Annotated in this window: 18 protein-coding genes; 3 read left to right on the top strand and 15 right to left on the bottom strand. The window is 39.9% G+C overall.

The genetic code is table 11. The annotated features are described in order from the left end of the window. Positions 1-68 precede the first annotated feature (68 nt). A complete protein-coding gene (locus JZO85_RS04300) occupies positions 69-1,370 on the bottom strand; it encodes a M20 family metallopeptidase (protein WP_207107293.1) in 1,302 nt (433 codons plus the stop codon). Positions 1,371-1,405: 35 nt separating this feature from the next. After that, entirely contained in the window at positions 1,406-2,137 is a 732-nt protein-coding gene (locus JZO85_RS04295) for a GntR family transcriptional regulator, LSA1692 subfamily (protein ID WP_207107292.1), read from the bottom strand. Between the two features lie 308 nt (positions 2,138-2,445). On the opposite strand from JZO85_RS04295, the gene JZO85_RS04290 reads away from it, so the two are divergent. Further along, the gene (locus JZO85_RS04290; protein ID WP_207107291.1) at positions 2,446-3,189 is read left to right on the top strand and encodes an epoxyqueuosine reductase QueH; all 744 of its coding nucleotides are present in this window, start codon (positions 2,446-2,448) and stop codon (positions 3,187-3,189) included. Between the two features lie 115 nt (positions 3,190-3,304). Here JZO85_RS04290 and JZO85_RS04285 read toward each other — a convergent pair whose 3' ends face one another. From JZO85_RS04285 to JZO85_RS04250, 8 genes are all read right to left on the bottom strand, one after another. Next, positions 3,305-3,715 (bottom strand): ester cyclase, encoded by a 411-nt coding sequence (locus tag JZO85_RS04285; RefSeq protein WP_207107290.1) that lies wholly within the window; start codon positions 3,713-3,715, stop codon positions 3,305-3,307. Positions 3,716-3,728: 13 nt separating this feature from the next. Beyond that, positions 3,729-4,412 carry a TetR/AcrR family transcriptional regulator gene (locus JZO85_RS04280; protein WP_207107289.1) on the bottom strand — a complete coding sequence of 228 codons (684 nt, stop codon included), beginning with the start codon at positions 4,410-4,412 and terminating at the stop codon, positions 3,729-3,731. A 35-nt stretch (positions 4,413-4,447) separates the two neighbouring features. Beyond that, a complete protein-coding gene (locus JZO85_RS04275; protein WP_207107288.1) occupies positions 4,448-5,110 on the bottom strand; it encodes a hypothetical protein in 663 nt (220 codons plus the stop codon). A 222-nt stretch (positions 5,111-5,332) separates the two neighbouring features. Further along, positions 5,333-6,127 (bottom strand): Cof-type HAD-IIB family hydrolase, encoded by a 795-nt coding sequence (locus tag JZO85_RS04270; protein WP_207107287.1) that lies wholly within the window; start codon positions 6,125-6,127, stop codon positions 5,333-5,335. 362 nt (positions 6,128-6,489) lie between these two features. Beyond that, positions 6,490-7,536, bottom strand: coding sequence for a hypothetical protein (locus JZO85_RS04265; protein WP_207107286.1), 1,047 nt, complete (start codon positions 7,534-7,536; stop codon positions 6,490-6,492). Between the two features lie 270 nt (positions 7,537-7,806). Further along, a complete protein-coding gene (locus JZO85_RS04260) occupies positions 7,807-8,325 on the bottom strand; it encodes a YjbQ family protein (protein WP_207107285.1) in 519 nt (172 codons plus the stop codon). A gap of 5 nt (positions 8,326-8,330) precedes the next feature. Then, on the bottom strand, positions 8,331-9,026 hold the full coding sequence (locus JZO85_RS04255; protein ID WP_207107284.1) for a triose-phosphate isomerase: 696 nt from the start codon (positions 9,024-9,026) through the stop codon (positions 8,331-8,333). A gap of 15 nt (positions 9,027-9,041) precedes the next feature. Continuing rightward, complete coding sequence (locus JZO85_RS04250) at positions 9,042-9,878, bottom strand: class II fructose-bisphosphate aldolase (protein WP_207107283.1); 837 nt, start codon at positions 9,876-9,878, stop codon at positions 9,042-9,044. 156 nt (positions 9,879-10,034) lie between these two features. Here JZO85_RS04250 and JZO85_RS04245 point away from each other — a divergent pair, with 156 nt between their 5' ends. Further along, positions 10,035-10,955 (top strand): sugar-binding transcriptional regulator, encoded by a 921-nt coding sequence (locus tag JZO85_RS04245; protein WP_207107282.1) that lies wholly within the window; start codon positions 10,035-10,037, stop codon positions 10,953-10,955. Between the two features lie 100 nt (positions 10,956-11,055). Here the strand turns inward: JZO85_RS04245 and JZO85_RS04240 are convergent, their stop codons facing one another. From JZO85_RS04240 to glf, 3 genes are all read right to left on the bottom strand, one after another. Next, entirely contained in the window at positions 11,056-11,655 is a 600-nt protein-coding gene (locus JZO85_RS04240) for a short chain dehydrogenase (protein WP_207107281.1), read from the bottom strand. 16 nt (positions 11,656-11,671) lie between these two features. After that, on the bottom strand, positions 11,672-12,136 hold the full coding sequence (locus JZO85_RS04235; RefSeq protein WP_207107280.1) for a cysteine hydrolase family protein: 465 nt from the start codon (positions 12,134-12,136) through the stop codon (positions 11,672-11,674). A 486-nt stretch (positions 12,137-12,622) separates the two neighbouring features. Then, positions 12,623-13,732, bottom strand: coding sequence for a UDP-galactopyranose mutase (gene glf, locus JZO85_RS04230; protein ID WP_207107279.1), 1,110 nt, complete (start codon positions 13,730-13,732; stop codon positions 12,623-12,625). A gap of 218 nt (positions 13,733-13,950) precedes the next feature. On the opposite strand from glf, the gene JZO85_RS04225 reads away from it, so the two are divergent. After that, a complete protein-coding gene (locus tag JZO85_RS04225; RefSeq protein ID WP_207107278.1) occupies positions 13,951-14,892 on the top strand; it encodes a hypothetical protein in 942 nt (313 codons plus the stop codon). Between the two features lie 800 nt (positions 14,893-15,692). On the opposite strand, the gene JZO85_RS04220 is transcribed toward JZO85_RS04225, so the two are convergent. Both JZO85_RS04220 and JZO85_RS23260 read right to left on the bottom strand, forming a co-directional pair. After that, positions 15,693-17,381, bottom strand: a complete 1,689-nt coding sequence (locus JZO85_RS04220; protein ID WP_207107277.1) for a MucBP domain-containing protein — start codon at positions 17,379-17,381, stop codon at positions 15,693-15,695. Between the two features lie 290 nt (positions 17,382-17,671). Continuing rightward, entirely contained in the window at positions 17,672-18,277 is a 606-nt protein-coding gene (locus JZO85_RS23260) for an LPXTG cell wall anchor domain-containing protein (protein ID WP_277988921.1), read from the bottom strand. Positions 18,278-18,422: the final 145 nt, after the last annotated feature.

Here is an 18,422-nt window from a genome sequence, read left to right as displayed (position 1 = left end):
GAAAACGAGCGACTGGAGAGACTGACTAGCATTCCATCTCTTTTATCCAACCGCTCGTTTTTAATCTATCATTCCATTAGCTTCAGCATAGCCCGCATATAAATTTCCATATTTAGCAACAGGTCTTCCTCATCCATGTACTCATCTTGATTGTGGGCAATTCCTTTTTGACCGGGAAACGATGGGCCGAACGCGACGATATTCGGAACAAATCGCGCATAGGTGGCGCCAGTCGTCGTGACAGGTGTTCCATCTAAACCGGTCACCTCTTCATAAACCTTTGCTAATAGCTGAACGTTGGCATCCTCTTTTGGGAAATGGCTGCTTTTGATCCGACGAGTAACGTTTAATTGGCTGTTGAGGGGTAAATGCTTTTCCAATTCCTTCGTTACTTCTGTCTCAGTAACTGACACTGGGTATCGAATAGCCACAGAAAGTGATAGCTGCCCATCTTTTTTGATCAGCTGATAGGGTGTGATCATCAATTTTCCACTGTCTGCATCTGAAAAATCGATTCCTAAGCCTTCTCCATAATGCTGGTTTGCCAGACTGGTGACGATCCATGAGAAATACTCTGCCAATTGTCCAGTAACCAATTTTTCATGAAGAATCTTTTCTGCTAATAAAGTAATCGCATTTTTTCCAAGCTCTGGTGCATTTGAGGGCGCTCGTTTGCCAATTGCTTGAATGTTTTTTCCAGCAATTGCGACAGACAATTCATCTGGAACATGATCGCGCGCCTGATCCCCCACAAAATCACCTAAACTACGCAATATGTCTTCAGGAAAAGACGTTTCTATTTCATAATTAACGATCCCGCGTTCCCCATAAACCACCGGATATTTACAATCTGGAGTAAAACCGAACTGCGGCGCTTTCTCTTCACTTAGATATAGCGGAATATCCGAACTGCCGCTTTCTTCATCTGTACCAAAAATGATGCGGATCGTTTTTTTAGTCGGCAGCTGCAAATCTTTTAGCAGCTTTAGCCCAAACAAACAAGCAAGAATCGGGCCTTTATTATCCAAGATCCCTCGACCATAAAAACGTTGATTCTGTTTACTCAATTTAAACGGTGGGAAAGACCAGCCATCTCCGGCAGGCACGACATCCAAATGCCCTACAACACCGATATACTCTTCCCCTTCACCCCATTGGGCATAACCGACGGCATCGTTTACAATTTTCGTTTTGAAGCCGTAGCTCTGAGCCAATGCCATAACAGCTTCTAATGCTGCTTTGGGGCCTTTACCAAAGGGGGCATGCTGCTCAGGCTCGCCTTTAACACTTTCTACCTGCAGCACCTGATCAAGATCCTGATAAAATTGTTCCTTGCTCTCTTCAATCACTTTTCTAACATCAACAGACATGAGAAGACTCCTTTATTATGTTTTGCTTTGACATTCTAATGGTTATAACGAGTAAGTGTTGTCTTGAACACATAACGGTCTGAACGATAATAAGAAATATCATAAAAAATCGGCGTCGCGTCCAAAGCATAGGTCACTGAATAAACCTGCAGCAATGGGTCCCCCATTGGAACATCCAGCAGCTTTGAAAGCTCCGGCTTCACTAAAATGGCCTCTACCTCTTGATGTGAATAGGCAATTTCGGTCTTTTGCTCCAGCAATTTGAATAAGGAGCCGTTGAAATCTTCTTTGGTCAATCCTTTGACATAATACTCAGATAGATAGATTTTTTCCACCGTCATCGGCTCATCATCTAAAATCCGCCGCCGAACCAGCTCATAAATCGGCTGATCTTCTTCTAATTGCAGGGCATCCAAAATGGCCTCCGAGGGCTCGCTGACCTTTTGAAACGAGATGACTTCCGTGCTGCTGGTTTTTCCGTAGGCCTTCGCGGCTTCAGTAAACCCTTGCAAGCCTGAACGACCGCTTTGGATTTTTGGCTGCGACATCACATAGCTGCCCTTGCCGCGGCGTTTGACCAAAATGTTTTTATTGATCAAATCATCGATGGCCTTTCGAACCGTTAAGCGGCTGCAGTCAAATTCTTTGGCTAGATCATACTCGGAGGGCAATTTTTGCGAACTGACATAGATACCTTCATGGATACGCTTTTCGATTTCGGCGGAAACTTGATCAAACTTGGCTTTTGTCGTCTTTTTTTCTTCCATATTTTCTCCTTATTTTTTTCCTTTATTGTTCCAGTGGTGGATTGAACCAACAAGTGAAACAAGTAGTCATTTTTATGTTTCTCTTTCAAACTGAAAAACTTTTCAATTTCACTATACTGATTCTTCATTGACTTGGCTAGATTTTTTTACGGTATATACCGTAAAGTATATACTATATCCCTAGAATAAGAAATTCAATCATTCTCAGACTTTTTTTACTTTCAAAACAGTGTGCTCTAATTTATCAGAACGTCTTCCACAGCTTTCTTTATGATCTTCTTTCGCTTATAATACCTTCAGGTGATTTTATGAATACAATAGATGCAACGGAAATCGTTGAAAAAATGAGCAACCAAAAAATAAATTATGATCGTGTGCTGCATAAAATGATTCAATCGTGGGAAAAGGAAGCTGTCCGCCCGCGGATTTTGATTCATTCCTGTTGTCCTCCCTGCAGTACCTACACTCTGGAATTTCTGACTCAGCACGCGGATGTAACAATCTTCTTTTCAAATTCCAATATTCATCCCAAAAGTGAGTATCAGCGGCGTGTCTTGGTCCAAGAAAAGTTCATCAACGACTTTAACGCGGCGACAGGAAATCGAGTGAACCTGATCATCGATGACTATAAGCCAAATGAGTTCATTCAATTGATGCAGCAAAAAGAGCTGACGGAGGAGCCTGAAGGCGGCCAGCGGTGTACAGCTTGCTTTAATATGCGCTTGGATTTAGCAGCGAAAGAAGCAGTGGAGCGCGGATACGACTATTTCGGCAGTGCGTTGACGATCTCTCCGAAAAAAAATAGCCAATTGATCAATCAAATCGGTATGGATATTCAAAAAATTTACAATACTCACTACTTACCGAGTGATTTCAAGAAAAATTCTGGCTACCAGCGTTCGATTGAACTGTGTAAAGAATACGATGTTTACCGTCAATGCTACTGCGGCTGTGTTTTCGCCGCGAAGCAGCAGGGCTGTGATCTAAAAACAATCAACAAAGAAGCCAAAGCCTATGTAAAGGAACATCAAGCCCAAACAACTGAAGCCTAAAAAAGATCGATAGAGCGAATCTATCGATCTTTTTTAGGCAAATTCATAACTTATTAGTGTACTTATGCTTCTGGTTTCCCGTGTTTCGACATCTGTCGCTGTGTGCCTCAAATCTTTAAGAAGGCTTGATTATGTTTTCTTGGAAAAGAGTTTCAAAGGTATTCACTGCTCCACCATGCTCAACGATTTTTCCATCTACAACCTTGTCGATATCCACACCTGTAAATGAAAGCTTCTTATTTGTCGCTTTCATTCCTAACCAATCCCCCTTATGAGTCCCTTCCATAATAAATTCCGAAATAATATAGTCGTGATCCTCAAACTGACGGATGATATTCATTGTATAGTCGGGATAGGTTTTTTTTACATCAATAAGATGCTCCTTCATCCCTTCAACACCTAGCGGAATAATCGCCTCCCCTGCCCTGACCGTACACTCCGGCGAAATATAGTCCGCCACTTGATCAAGCAGGTTCTTTGATACAACAACCTCGTAAAAATACTTAATGATTTCTTTTTTGTTCATTCCTATCCCTCCACTATGCTAAAACGGTATGATCTCCGTTAAGAAGTAAAATGACACTTTTACACAATGCTGCGATAAGCTTTTCCCCGTTAAACTCGTAATCAGGTGTGCCTTCCTTAAATGAATAATAATTTGAATAAAGGACATCTCCGACAATCCCGTCAAAGGAGGCAATGATAAAACTAGTGATTTCTGACAACGGAAGAAGCGGGTGAAAGTAGCCTTCCCGCGTTTTCTCAGTAATAAATGTAAAAATATGACCGCTTAAATAGACAAATCTCGCATTTTCCTCGATTCTTGAATGAAACGCTTGACTTCTTTCTGGATCATTGGCTAACGGGATATCCATGTCCAAGAAAATTTTCCCATAAACATTGAAGGCAGCCAGTACCCGTTCTGTTGAATAATCAAATAGATCAACAAGCACCTGCTCAGGCTTCTTTTGAGCTTGAAGAATCTGTTCGATCCTCGAAACGTCATTTCCTTCAAACCTGCTGCCCTCTCGGTTAACTAGTGCGATAAGTACCTCATCTATGTTCTCGAAATACTTGTATATCCCGCCGCGGCTGGCCTTCATTTCCTTGACGATATCCGACATGCTGACCTCGTAAACCGCCTTCCTCATACAGACAGCTAATGCAGCATCCAATATATCGTTTCGCTTCTTTTCAAAATACTCTTCTTTTACTTTCGGCATAAATTTTCCTTTCAATATTTCCCAGTTGAGAAGCATCATTCCTTGATGTCGTCGCCTGCAGCAAGCAGTTCGTCATACGTATCGGCACTGATCATTTCTAGGCTCATCATGTTGAAGGCTTTTGCTAATCGGGCATATTTTTGGGAGTTAACACCCATACTGTCAATTTGCCTTATGTCGATTTGATCCTTCCATCTATTAGACTGCTTCTTTGCTGCTTTAACAGTCTCCAAAGAGTAGGATTTTATGATTTGCTTCTTTTCCAGTACATTCGTGCTGAAAAATACCTCACTCTCGACATCCCTAAGTAAAGCCTCTACCAGCAAAGCTTGTCCCGCTTCCTCAAGGGAAAAATTTCTTTGGCGCATCTCACCCCCATAAAGTGTAAACGGCGAAAAGTTAACGGGGATTTCATTTATCTGGACCACTAAACCAAAATCCAGCTGCTTCCGATTAAACGGGATAAACATGGAATCTGTTGCTTTTTGATAAACCTTCTGTTCCTTTAGATATTCTCTAATCATTGGCATATCACTTTTTTCAACGACGACGTCAATATCCCCATGTTCACGATCCGACTCACTATCAGCTAATAAGTAAGGAACAATTCCCCCGGCAAAATAGAACAAGCCACGAATTTTTTCTGCCTTTATCAGTTGTAATGCGACCTGCTTGATTTCATTGTATGAATGACTCATTTTTTCACTCCTTTACGATTTGATCAGTAATCGAAACCGCTTCTTCACATCCAAGTGTTACTGTTATTAATTTTTCAATATATAAAAACGACACCGTTGTCGTTTTTATATATTAGCATGTTGCCTGCAAGAGTTCAACCTGTAGGCAAAGACCACTTTGCTAGACAAAAAAAGTGGGAAAACAGTTTTTCCTGTTTTCCCGCTTTATCGCTTTTTTCATTATTACAATAATTTTTCCAGCACCTGCAAGACACCGGATTCATTATTCGAGGGAGCTTGCTTTTTCGCAGTCGCTAATACCTCCGGACTGCACTCCTTCATGGCATAGCTTTGCTCAGTCAGAGCCAGCATTTCCAAATCATTATTTGCATCACCAAAAGCAACCAACTCGTTTGGCTCAATTTCCCATTCGTCTAACAGCCATTTAATCGCATTTCCTTTTGTGATTCCTGGAATAATAATATCAATACTGCCATGTCCGCTGGTAACCGCGGTAATAGATCCCTCAAAAGCCTGATTGAGCCGCTCTGCAATCTCTGCGGTTTTTTCCACCGCGACATCTAAGGCGAACTTTACAATCGGGTCCTCCGGCAAGGTTTCGAAGCTGTCCACTTCCTCCATTTCATAGCTGTAGATCCTGGCAAATTTTTTGAACCCCTCGTTGGCACTTTTCAACATATAGGAAGATTTGATCCCACAGGCTACAAAATCCAGATCATTGCTTTTTTCTACTAGAAACGCAATAATTTTATTGACCAATTCACTAGAAAAATGATGCTCTCGTGCCAGCTTTTGCTCCTTAAAAATCAGCGCGCCATTATCCGAAACGAAAGTAATTTGCCCCTCCTTACCAGGAAAGAAAGACTTCAATTGATAGTATTGATTACCGCTGGCAACAATAAACCGAATGTCCCTTTCCTGCATCTGAGCAAACAGACGATCGAACCGCTCATGTTCATAAGTATTGGCCCCATTCAAAAATGTGCCGTCCATATCCACCGCAACTGCTTTAATCATTCGTCTCCTCCTTGTTATCGTTTTCCGTTAAAAAAAGCAGGGCATTCACATTGACTGTCTCATTACACTCATCCTGCCAAATATCAAAGGGACACATGTTATATGAGAACGTCATCAATTCCTTTAACTAATTATCCAAGCAAAGCTTTTTTGCTAACACAAAATCACCGCATTCGAAACTATTTCTATCCTATATACATAAATTATAGATTATAACGATGGCTTTAGCTAGAAGTTGTCTTAACGTTTCGCTGTCGGTTTTACCAGATCAGCTAATTTTCTCCACACTGAATAAGCCTGATCGTCTGTCTTTTTCAATCATGCTGCACCTTTAATAAGCCACCTGTTCTGAAACAAAGAGGCTATTTCTTATTTCTTCCTAAAAACTTTCCAAGTGTCCTTTGCCACGGCCACCGCTCGCCTTCGTTTTGGCTCTGATCAAGGTTCTTGCCAATGGTCATGTAGGAGGTGTCTGTTTTTTGCGGAACAGTGAAAGGCTTTTTCTCGTCCGTTTTTTGCGGCAAAGCGACAGTACTTATCGGAGAAGTTCGCGGATTGCTGCTTTCAGTCTTGATAATCATTTGGGGTGATGCCGAATCTGCACGGGTTTTCTTCGTGGAGTGGTCGCCTTCATTCTCGTGTTTGTCCGAAGGGCTCTCTGATTTCACACTCTTTGTTGATTCAGTTCCAGTATCCGTCCGCCCTGCTCCACCTGCAACGGATTTATCTTGTTCACTAGAACTCGGCTTCTTCTCATTTGCTGCAGCTTGAGTTGGCTCCTGAGCTTTTTCCGACCGAGCGCTATATTTTGTGGTGATGATTTTTCCAGAGCCTTCATAGTTTAAGAAATTGACGAATTTTCGCACGCCGTCTACTTCAAAAATAGTCAAGGTAGTCAGGATTTGTAAACTATTTGAAATAATCTCCTCGTCCTTCGTAGGATCTGCTTCACGAATAGTCAGCTTATGGCGTTTGCCATTGGCATCCGAAAAAAAGGACTCCATGATGTAAGCATGGTTTTCCTGCCAATTATCCAATTTCCCTTCCTGCTCTAAATACTTTTTATAGCCGCGAGCCTCTTCTGTGGCCGCTAAATAAGTTGTTCTATTTTTAAACAGACGCTTGATGAGTGTCTTCCGTTCACCTTTTTTAAAATATTTTTCAAAGTACGGCAAATGACGGCGCAGTGTATCATCAGGCTCTGCAGTCAAAAACAACTCGCGAATCAACGATTGAAGTTTCTCCGAGATCGCTTCCGAGCAGATAGCGCTGCGCACCAAAATAGCAACAAGATACTCAATGACCTCCGAAACACTTTTAGTTTGTTCATATCGTTTGATGATTCTCCGTTCAAGATTTACCCATTTCATCAAAAAAAGCTGTCTTTGCCCTAATTTTGCTACATCCATTATTTATACCCCCACTTTAAAAGAAATCGTTTTCATTTTATAAAAAATATAATAACGATAAATAACTTGTTTGTAAATAGAAAATATAAATTTTTTATATCAAGCAGGATCAAAAACCTTTTATTTAAGCATTCATTTTCTTTATTTCTTTTAAAGTTTTTAAATCGGGAAATTTTAAAATAACTAACTACTATTTGTATAAGTGCCTCAAACAAGCAAAAAAAAGTGCGATCTAAAGTGAAAGAATTTCACTCAGATGCACTTCTTTTCTTATTGTCCCATGATCATCAAATTGCATGTGCGAGTGCGCTCGCGATTTTGATCCCAATCGACAAAATACAGATAACCGACAGAACCGATCAAGGGCTCTCCCTCTTTAATGATCACTGTTTCACTCGCGCCAAACAGTGACCCCTTGATATGCGCATCCGCATTCAAGATAGAGACCGGATCCGGCAGATAATTTGGATCTTTTGCGGCTAAATCCTTCAAAAATTCCACATGGGCCGGACCGGGATACAGGTAATCAGATTCCGTGTACTGTCGCGGCACCAAGCGATCCAAAATTCGGTTTTGATCTACCTGCAGAAATTCGTCGCCCTTCCAATCCTTATCGTGAACATATTCCTCAAAAATTACTGAACAGGTGGTATGCGGTGTCGTAATTGCGCACATCCCATCCTGAATACCAGAATTTTTTATCGCTTTTCTCAATTGCAGTGTAATATCCAAATACGTTACTTTCCCCGCCTGCGTCTCTAGGGACAGCTGCTCATGTTTGACATTCATATTATTTAGCCTCTTTCCTTATATGCTTTTACTAAAGCCTCCACCATTTCAGTTAACATCTCTAATGGTGATTCAGCATTTGTTATGCCGCTCGTGCAGCCGGTACCATCAGCGCCTAGTTCAATCGTACGGTAAACATCTTCTGCTGTGCTGATCCCAGCTGCCTGCATCACCAGAATGGTTTCGTCAATCTCCTTGATTGCTTGATTGGTCTGTTGGATATACGCGCTGTCACTTGTTTGTCCTGTACCAATCAGTTCCGTTGGTTCACATAAAATAACATCCGCTCCCATTATAGCCACCGCTTGCGCTTCAGCAATCGAGTCCGCACAAACGATGGTCTGGATACCCAGCTCTTTTGCTCGCTTCAACGCTTGAGACAAATCACTGACTGTCAATGGTCGTTCCGCATGGTTCAAAAAGACTGCTCGCGCTCCTGCATGATAGATCGATTCAGGCAGTACATGACCGATCCCGCGACCCGGTTTGATGCCATCCATGTGCTGTGCGGTCACAATAATCTGCTCCGTCGCATTCTTTACCGCTGCAATATCCGCATAAGGAACTGTCACTAATATGGAACATTCCGGATATTTTAAGGCTAATTCGTCTGCTCGTTTAGCCCAGGCTAGCAGCTCTTCTCCATACAAATAGGACTTTGGATTAAATACAAAAAATGGACGATTTATTTTAGTAGACATGTGCTTTCCCCCTTTTTAATCAACACTTTTAGTAGCGAAAGTCTTGTAGCACGCTTCCAAAGTATTCGCCATCGCATCATTAGCCAAGCGTTTCATTTCCAGATAATCCTTGGGACTTTCTTCCATATTACGTTTATAAGCAGCATTCAGAAAATCAGTAAAAATATTGATTTTCGCGATGCCATTAAGTGCACAGCGATTCAAATTTTCATTTCCAGAGGAAGAGCCGCCATGAAGAACCAATGGAATCTCTGTTGTTTCACGTATTTCTCTTAAACGATCAAAGTTCAAAACAGGAGTTCCTTTATACGCACCGTGAGCGGTTCCAATTGAAATCGCTAACGAATCAACATTCGTAGTCGATACGAATGTTTGAACATCCTTAACCTCCGTATAAATCGAATCGGTTGTTTCATGGTTTTCGTAGTTTGTGCCAGCACCGACATGCCCTAACTCGGCCTCCACCGTCACGTCTTTTTGATGAGCATAGGCCACTACTTCTTTTGTGATTTTAATGTTGTCCTCCAGCGTTTCCTTCGAAGCGTCAATCATCACAGAGGTGAATCCTAAGTCGATTGCTCTTTTGATAAATGCAACATCTTCTCCATGATCCAAATGTAAAACAATTGGGACAGAGACCTTTTCCGCTAAATATTTCCCAATCAAGGCCGCCTCTTCTAATGAAATCAGCTCCTTATGCGCCTGAGCAAACGGCAGCATCAACGGCTTATTTAATTTTTCTGCCACATTGACAAACGTGCGTGCAGAATCTAAATCAATAAAATTTGTAGCAGGAACCGCGTACTTTTCTTTTCGGGCTTTTTGCAGCATGACCTTTGAGTTAACTAACAAAAAAACATCTCCTTTTTTACAATTGTAAAACTGTATTTACTTTTGTAAAAATTGTAGTATGATTAAAGTTGAAAGTCAACGAAATCAAGGCATATCATATGATATAAAAAATTTCCCGATAGAACATTTGTTACATCGGCGATTAAGGAGAAAAACATGCTGGATAGAGAGGATTTAATGGTAAAGGCCGCCCTTTTATATTATGAAGAAGAAGCAACACAAAGCGAGATCGCAAAAAAACTGGGGATTTCTCGTCCAACCGTCGCCTCATTGCTTCATGAAGCAAAAGAAAAAGGCGTGGTAAAAATCACGATTCAACACAACGAGCTGCGTTTATTGAGGCTACAGGAAAAATTGATTGAAAAATACCAATTGGCTAATGTTAAAATCGTCGCAAAAACACAGAAAAACTTGAAGGCCGCCGCTGGAAAGCTTTGTGCCGACCTTGTTGAACCGCTTCTTAAAGATATCAAAAAATTAGGGATCGGTTGGGGGTCTACCCTTTATGAGTACGTCCAGCAGGCTAACCTATTAACGCTGGATCAGTTGAAAATCACTCCTCTCATTGGTGGGATCGGTCTTTCAGAGGTCCGCATCCACTCTAATCATCTAGCCTTTATGTTGTCTGAAAAATATCAATGCGATGTATCCTATTTCTACGCTCCAGCAATCGCTGACAGCTTGGATGTCAAAGAGACCCTGATGCAAACCAGCCTGATCAAAGAAATTATCGAGGAAGGAGAAAACGTGGACCTAGCTATTCTTGGCGTCAGCGACCCTATCCGCTCTTCAACCTATAAAAAATTGAAGTACATTTCTAACGAAGAGGCGCAGCTGCTTAAACAGGAAAAAGCGATCGGAGATATCGGAAGTACGATCTTCACGGCGGATGGAACGCCTCTCACCAAGGGCTTCTCACAACGCCTGCTTGGGATTGAATTGGCAGCTATCAAAAAAATTCCCCGTGTAATGATCGTTGCTACGGGAGTTGAAAAAGCTGAAAGTATCCAAACGCTATTAGCTATGGGCTTCATTACCGATTTAGTAATAGACGAAGAAATCGCTGAGCATTTATAGGGTGAAATCACGAATTTAGCTGCAATAAATCAAAAAGAAAGCTTCAGGATCAATGATCGCGTTCCCTGTTTGGGGCCATCAAAATCCTAAAGCTTTCTTTTTAATAAACTTGATATTCCTGTCCTGTTTGTTTTCCTTCGACACTTTTTACATAGGCCATTGCGACACGCTCTGCCGGCACGGGGACAAAGCCCTTAAAGGAATCCTGGTACTTATCATAGGATTCCACCAAAACATTCGGACTGACACAGTTGATGCGAATGCCCTGAGTAAAATCAATAGCGGCCGACTTTACAAAGGCTGAAACACCGCCGTTTGCCATCGCCGCAGAGGCACCTCCAGGAATGGGATCGTCTTTCATGATCCCTGTAGTCAATGTGATACTGCCATCACGCCGCAAATACTTTTGGCCGATCAAGGCCAAATTGATCTGTCCCAGCAGCTTGCTTTGTACCGCCACCATATTGTCCTCTGGTGTCATTTCTTCTACTAATTGAAATTTTGCGGCTCCCGATGCATTGACAATCGCATCGACATGTCCGACCTTTTTGAACATCGTTTCGATGCTGTCCGTCGAGGTCAGATCTACCTGTACATCACCGCTCGTCCTGCCTGCTAAAATCAGCTCGTGAGCATCCTTCAACTTCTCAACGATCGCTTGACCAATCGTTCCTTTACCGCCAACAATTAAAATGCGCACAATCATTCGCTCCCTTTTATTTTTCTAGATATTCTTTGGTCGTCATGGTGGTGACACCCAGCGCTTTTAGTTTCTTATTCCAACTATTTCGCATCGGCTTGATTAGCGAATCATGGGCATCTTCGATCAACGTTACCGGAAAATTCTCAGCCAAGGCCCCTTTGCAGGTGCTTTGAACACAGGCATTGCTCATTAATCCAACTACTACAAAATTTCCTAACGAATGCTCGGTCACCACTGACTGAAATTCTGGAGCTTTGAAGGAATTCATCTGAACCTTTGTGACTACCGGATCATTCGCCTCGCGATGCAGACTCTTTGAAAGCTCTCCATATCCGACCTTCTTAATAAAAACCACTGGCAGGTTTTCTTTATGAAAATGATCAATCAATTCATTCACATGCTTTAAAAAGGCTTCCTTACCGATTAGCGGCGCTAACGTTCCAGTTTGTATATCCACTACCAACAACGCTGTTTGCATGACCTTTCCCCCTTCTTTCTATCCCCTATTATAAAGCAATTGAAAAAGGCTTTCAGCAAAAAAAAGCTTGGTTTTGGCCTGGATGCCAGTGATTAAACTGAAATCGTCACCGATACTCAACCAATTGAAAATCATTCTATCTGCTGCTTGGAGCCAGTACTCTACTTGTACACATCAACTTGAACGAACGTCATTCTTTGATAAAAATGACTGCCAGTATTGTTAATTCCCTTTCTTTTGGCATAATTTCGTAAAGGAGGAAACACCATACTCGATGCTTTTTTCAGTTAATTTTAGATAAGATCGCTGGCGTTACTTAAAGGGTCCTTTCATTTGCCTACGTCCCATTCGAAATGTTTTCAGAATTTATCACTACTATTTTTAGCTAAGAACAGCTCGATGTCCGTTCTTAGTTTTTTTTAGCTATCTTTAGGAACGCATTGACGAAAATAGGTGACACAGAGAACGCTCATTTGATAGTGGTAACTACGTTGAACTCAGCATCTTACTAGACAAATTCAACGCTTCTTCAATCACCTGGTGCATATCGAAATAACGATACATTCCCAAGCGACCACCAAAAACTACTTGAGGCTCATTTTTAGCTAGTGACATGTATTTATCATAGATTTTTTGATTTTTCTGGTCATTCACAGGATAAAAAGGCTCCTCCCCTTTTTGCCACTCTTTTGGGTATTCCTTCGTAATTATTGTTTGTGGTTGATTGCCAGATTCAAAATGCTTATGCTCAATAATTCGCGTATAGGGAATGTCTTTATCGATATAATTGACTACAGCATTTCCTTGATAGTTTCCATACGGCAACTGTTCATGTACAAAGTCTAGCGAACGATATTCCAGCTCACCAAAGCAATAGTCGTAAAACTCATCAATCATCCCCGTGTAAACCACTCGATCAAATTTTTCCAACCATTCCTTTTTATTGCCCAAAAAATCGGTCATGAGCTCTATTTCAATATTGGGATGAGCCAACATCTTCTCAACGATTTGCGTGTATCCCCCAATAGGAATTCCCTGATAGAGATCGTTAAAATAATTGTTATCGAAGGTAAACCGAATCGGTAACCTTTTGATGATAAAAGCGGGAAGCTCCGTACAAGGCTTTCCCCATTGTTTCTCCGTATATTCTTTTATTAAGGCCTCATAAATATCTTTCCCAACAAGTGAAAGGGCCTGTTCCTCTAAATTATTCGGATTACGCTCCTCATAGTCCTTGGTTTGTTCAGCAATTTTTGCTTTCGCTTCTTCGGGCGTTTTTACACCCCATAAAGAATGGAAAGTGTGCATATTAAAGGGTAGATTGTATAGCCTCCCTTTACTAAAGGCCATAGGAGTATTTGTAAATCGATTGAAAGTTGCAAATTGGTTTATATAATCCCAAATTTTTTTATTTGATGTATGAAAAATATGGGCGCCATATTTATGCACCTGAATACCATTGACTTCTTCTGTGTAGATATTTCCCGCGATATGATTTCGTTTTTCAAGAACAGTTACCCTATGACCGTTCTTAGCCATTTGATCAGCGAAAACCGAACCAAATAAGCCACTGCCTACGATTAAATAGGTTGTCATTTGCGTTTTCTCCCTTACATAGTATCGTGCCACTATTATCTGACTTACACTAAACTAAAAAAATCTCCATATTTCATAATAAGCTATTTCATGTATCAAAATATTTTTTTCCCAATATTGAGACGTTATAAATCCAATGAAATGAACTATGAGATACTTAATCCAACACGTCAAAATCATTTTTTAGATTATTTTCGAAGGGAGAATTATTGAAAAGTATGGGACGAAAAGAAATACGTAAACAACTAAAGAAAGAACAAAAACGAACAAATAGAAATGGAAAAAATTGGATGTATGCAACTCTAACGGCGGTAGGAGGTGTCATTGGAGTGGGCACAACATCAGCGAGTGCTCAAGCTGCCGAAACTACTTCACAAGCCAATACAGGAGTAGAAATTGATACTGGAAAAGTATTGGCAAATAACAATACTGCCACCATTCCAGTTGCATCGACAAGTAACTCAATGGTAGCACCTTCCAGTACATCTACAAGTGGTTCCACAACTGAGTCTACTAGTGCTTCTTTGACTGAATCAGCTAGCACTTCAACTACAAATTCTACAAGTGGCTCCACGACTGAATCGACAAGTACATCAACAACAGAATCCACTAGTGATTCTACTAGTTCGAGTCTGAGTTCATCCACTTCTGTAAGCGAAAGCACAAGTACAGTGAATTCGGAAATTTTAAGTGATTATTGGAGCGAAAGTACATCAGAGAGCACCTCGACTTCATTTAGCGACAGTACTTCTGAAAAAACATCCGCTGTAAATAGCGAAAGTTCTAGCACTCGTAACTCTGAAATTTTGAGTGAATATTGGAGTGAAAGTACCTCTAGCTCAACTTCAGACAGCGCTAGCGGGAGCACTTCAAACTCTACTAGCGAAAACAAATCATTAGCAGCAGCGAATAAGAAAGATTCTTCAACAAATAGAACTGGCGGAACGAACACAGCAACTTCAGGTGCAAATAGAACTGCCACTAGTGGAAGATCAAACTCAACCAACTCAAATACGAAAGCGGCAAGCGCCACAGGAAAAGAGCTACCTAAAACCGGGACCTCCAATCAATTGAGTGGTCAACTATCACTACTAGGACTAGCAACAGTATTCTCTGCCGGAGCCTTTTTACATCATTTAGAGAAGAAAAAAAGTTTATAAACTAAAACATAAGCAAAATTATTAAAATTGAAACTATCTCGAAAATAGAGCTCCTTGAGAAATTCATTCAAAAGTCTAATTTCTCGAGGAGTTTTATTTTTGCAATACTCCTGTGATTATCACCCGATTGAATCAAAAAAATGCTAAAGAATCTGTCTCAATAATAATTTGTGAGATAGATTCTTTATTTAAAAGATGGATGTCCTATGTATTGAAATTATTATTTCAAATGAGCACCTCGCTAATTTCCCATTCCTTCTAGTAGTTTCACCTTAAAAAAAATCAACATTGAGGTATTAACATAATCTGATTGATGTTTTTTAATTGAACCCTGCCCTATCCAAGTTGAACCCTCCGATCAAAATACCATGTTCATCGATTAATTTCTCCCGGAATAATTACAAGAGAGTAGTGAAACAATAAAAACAAGTATTACTATAATTTTTAATTTGTTTTACCATTTCGGGAGGATACAAATAGTAATGGAAATGGCAGTTTTTCATAGAATTTAGGAATACTCTTCAATCTAAGTATTTCCTCATTCATTTACAACGACAAGGACGTCCAACAGTTTTTCACCGTGATATTTATTTATGGTTGAATCGATTGATGATGGGCTTGCTCACTCCCAATCTTGGGTATACGAAAGATTGATAGCAAAATTCTGTCTGAAAAGATGCATAGATGAACTCAGGAACCGTTACAAAATTTCAAGTTTTTGAAACGGTTCCTGTTCTTCTAACGATATTCTTGTGTCATTTTTTAAGTAATGTATTCATTTAACACTTAAGCAGCTTTATCTACCAAAAAAAGTCTTTGATCGACTCAACAACAAAGGCGGCCGCATTAACAAAATAGCTATATCCCTCAACCATGATTTTATAGTATTTGATCCCATACGAGGAAACGAATTCCTGAGTCACAGTGAACACATTGTCCTTCAGGTTCATAGAAGAAACGGTTCCTGTATAAGGTGGGATAGCTGCATCTCCATCTGTTTTTAGCAAATCATAGACATTATAATTGTTAACCAAAGAAATTTTATAGTTGACACTATTTATCTTATCTAGATAGTTTCCTAAAAAATCCAAACTGACACTTGCATATTTGTCCAAATCACTTTCTTGTTCAAAGTCAGAAGAAGTTGGCAAAGCCTGAAAAGCATCTGAATGTAGCATATATTGTTTCCCGTCTAACCACAGCACGTAATAAATCCGGCCATTCTTCGTTTGAACACGTTTTGTAGCTGTTTGGATTGTTCCTAATAAATGAAATTGTTGTGTAGTTCCTACGACATTCACATTCAATTTATTATCATTGTAATTCACCAAACTTAAATTCACATTCTTGACTATTTTTAACTGTCGTTCAATATCTGTTATACTAGTAACCGTATTTTCAGCATAGTCTACATAAGATCCGACAAAATTACTCGAATCGTCCTTTATATAAATATAGTTCACTTCTTGCTGCTTGGAAGTAAATTTCCCATTGATAGTGCCTTCAATTTTTACTAAAGTATAGCCAGGAATTGTTTTTGCACTCGTTGCATATTCTTCGTCAATTTCGCCAATCATCGAACTCTCTTCATCAATCGCATTCCCTTCAATATCTATATAACGACTAATAACTGGCTGCGCTATCATTTCCTCTACCGATCTATACCCATAACTAATACCATCAGAAAATGTTCCACCGGAAATATATATTTCAGAACCAATCATTCGTGGAGTAAAATATGGTGCTGTCCATACTAAAGCGAATTCTTCAGCAATATAACCTTCTACTTTTGGTGGATCAGGTATCGTATACATCGTTCCGTTTAAAATCGGATTTGGATCAGTTTTAGGTAATGTCTCCTTTATTTCATCAGGTAAACCTCGATAGGATATTTTCACATTGTATAGTTGAGGCTCATAATTATAGCGAAGATGTTTTTCCATTTCCTGAAAATCTAAAGGGCCTTTGAAAATATCATCATAAATTCTATCTCCAGGGGAATAAACTTCTCCTCTAAAAGTGATATTTACAAATTTCCAACCTACCTCAAACATGTATGGTTCGCCTAATTCAATATATCCTTGAGTCGTATTTATCTTAGAATTACCCCCACCCCAAAATGGAATATCATCATTGTAAGAAAATCTTCTATTATTAATCGTATCCCACCAGAAATATTCATTCCAGACTTCAGCCATCATATCTGATTCTTTTTTCTTTTTCTGGTCATCTTCTTTTGTCGGTGCTTCTTCACTATTCAAAGTAGTATCTTCTATCTCTTCTTGTTCTTTTTGAGAAGAACCAATCTCAGATTCTTCCGTCTTAATGATACTTGTCGAACTGATGGTACTATCTGTGCTATTGTTTGTACTTGCTGTCGATTCGTTTCGTTCGCTTTCAGTAGTATTTGCGATAACAGGAATATTAAACATTCCAAAAATCATTATTACAACTATGACCCATAAGAAACTATCTTTTTTAAACTTCATTTTTCTCACTCCTTAAATCTAAAGGTTACTCAAACGCTTATTTTATATAGAAGAACCAAGGATCAATCATGTGTATGATGAAAAAAAGCTGAGCGGAATCCAAAAAGCCCTTTTCAATCTCTTAAATGAAAAACATCTAAAGTAGAAAGAATTCTTCCACTTTAGATGTTTTCATACGCCTTCAGCGTTCCTATTGACTAAAGTTCTAAAAATGAAAGACAACGAATAATCATCAGGTCCTAGAGTTCAACTCTTTTATGTTGAACTCTATACCCATCTTTGTCTAAATACTAATCTTTTTGTTGTTCATCTTTTTTCTTTAGTAAGCCAAGAGCTGCAAGAACACTAGCTAAACCTACAAATGAAAGTTGTAAGCTTGATTCAAGAGATTCACCGGTTTTTGGAAGCTCGCTTCCAGAAGATCCGGTTCCACTTGAAATTGTTGTGCTTCCTGTTCCTCCAGTTGAAGCAACCCTAGAAGTGCCAGGTGATGCTTTTGTAGTTGTCCCTAAAGGCAGACCTTTATTGCTTGTAGATGTGCTATTGGAAATTGGAGTAGTTGTACTAATTGAAGTACTGTTGCTAATACTTGTACTTGCTGAAGTACTGTTGCTAATACTTGTACTTGCTGAAGTACTTCCACTATAACTTGCCGATTCACTTGTACTGGCACTGTTGCTGGTGCTGGTGCTTTCAGACCTAGAATCACTGATCGATGTGCTTGTACTTGTACTTTCACTGTTACTTAGTGACGTACTTCCACTGTAACTTTGCGATTCTTCTTTTTCACTCAAACTTATAGAAGTACTTAGACTTGTACTTTCACTGTTGCTCAAGCTTGTACTGTCTGATCTGGAATCACTAATTGACGTGCTGGCACTTGTACTATCACTCAAGCTTATGCTTGTACTGATTGAGTTTGAATCACTTACTGAAGTACTTAAGCTTGTGCTTTCGCTCGTACTTGCTGAGGTACTTCCACTATAACTAGCTGATAAGCTTGTACTTTCGCTGTTACTAATGCTTGTACTGTCTGATCTG

It is taken from the genome of Candidatus Enterococcus murrayae, assembly GCF_017315985.1.
GTDB lineage: Bacteria > Bacillota > Bacilli > Lactobacillales > Enterococcaceae > Enterococcus_A > Enterococcus_A murrayae.
Note: the sequence above shows the minus strand (reverse complement) of the source record. Positions and strands in the feature narration are given on the sequence as shown.

Coding starts and splice junctions, on each gene's coding strand:
- JZO85_RS04300 (WP_207107293.1), bottom strand. CDS start 1,370: ATGTCTGTTGATGTTAGAAAAGTGATTGAAGAGAGCAAGGAACAATTT.
- JZO85_RS04295 (WP_207107292.1), bottom strand. CDS start 2,137: ATGGAAGAAAAAAAGACGACAAAAGCCAAGTTTGATCAAGTTTCCGCC.
- JZO85_RS04290 (WP_207107291.1), top strand. CDS start 2,446: ATGAATACAATAGATGCAACGGAAATCGTTGAAAAAATGAGCAACCAA.
- JZO85_RS04285 (WP_207107290.1), bottom strand. CDS start 3,715: ATGAACAAAAAAGAAATCATTAAGTATTTTTACGAGGTTGTTGTATCA.
- JZO85_RS04280 (WP_207107289.1), bottom strand. CDS start 4,412: ATGCCGAAAGTAAAAGAAGAGTATTTTGAAAAGAAGCGAAACGATATA.
- JZO85_RS04275 (WP_207107288.1), bottom strand. CDS start 5,110: ATGAGTCATTCATACAATGAAATCAAGCAGGTCGCATTACAACTGATA.
- JZO85_RS04270 (WP_207107287.1), bottom strand. CDS start 6,127: ATGATTAAAGCAGTTGCGGTGGATATGGACGGCACATTTTTGAATGGG.
- JZO85_RS04265 (WP_207107286.1), bottom strand. CDS start 7,536: ATGGATGTAGCAAAATTAGGGCAAAGACAGCTTTTTTTGATGAAATGG.
- JZO85_RS04260 (WP_207107285.1), bottom strand. CDS start 8,325: ATGAATGTCAAACATGAGCAGCTGTCCCTAGAGACGCAGGCGGGGAAA.
- JZO85_RS04255 (WP_207107284.1), bottom strand. CDS start 9,026: ATGTCTACTAAAATAAATCGTCCATTTTTTGTATTTAATCCAAAGTCC.
- JZO85_RS04245 (WP_207107282.1), top strand. CDS start 10,035: ATGCTGGATAGAGAGGATTTAATGGTAAAGGCCGCCCTTTTATATTAT.
- JZO85_RS04235 (WP_207107280.1), bottom strand. CDS start 12,136: ATGCAAACAGCGTTGTTGGTAGTGGATATACAAACTGGAACGTTAGCG.
- glf (WP_207107279.1), bottom strand. CDS start 13,732: ATGACAACCTATTTAATCGTAGGCAGTGGCTTATTTGGTTCGGTTTTC.
- JZO85_RS04225 (WP_207107278.1), top strand. CDS start 13,951: ATGGGACGAAAAGAAATACGTAAACAACTAAAGAAAGAACAAAAACGA.
- JZO85_RS04220 (WP_207107277.1), bottom strand. CDS start 17,381: ATGAAGTTTAAAAAAGATAGTTTCTTATGGGTCATAGTTGTAATAATG.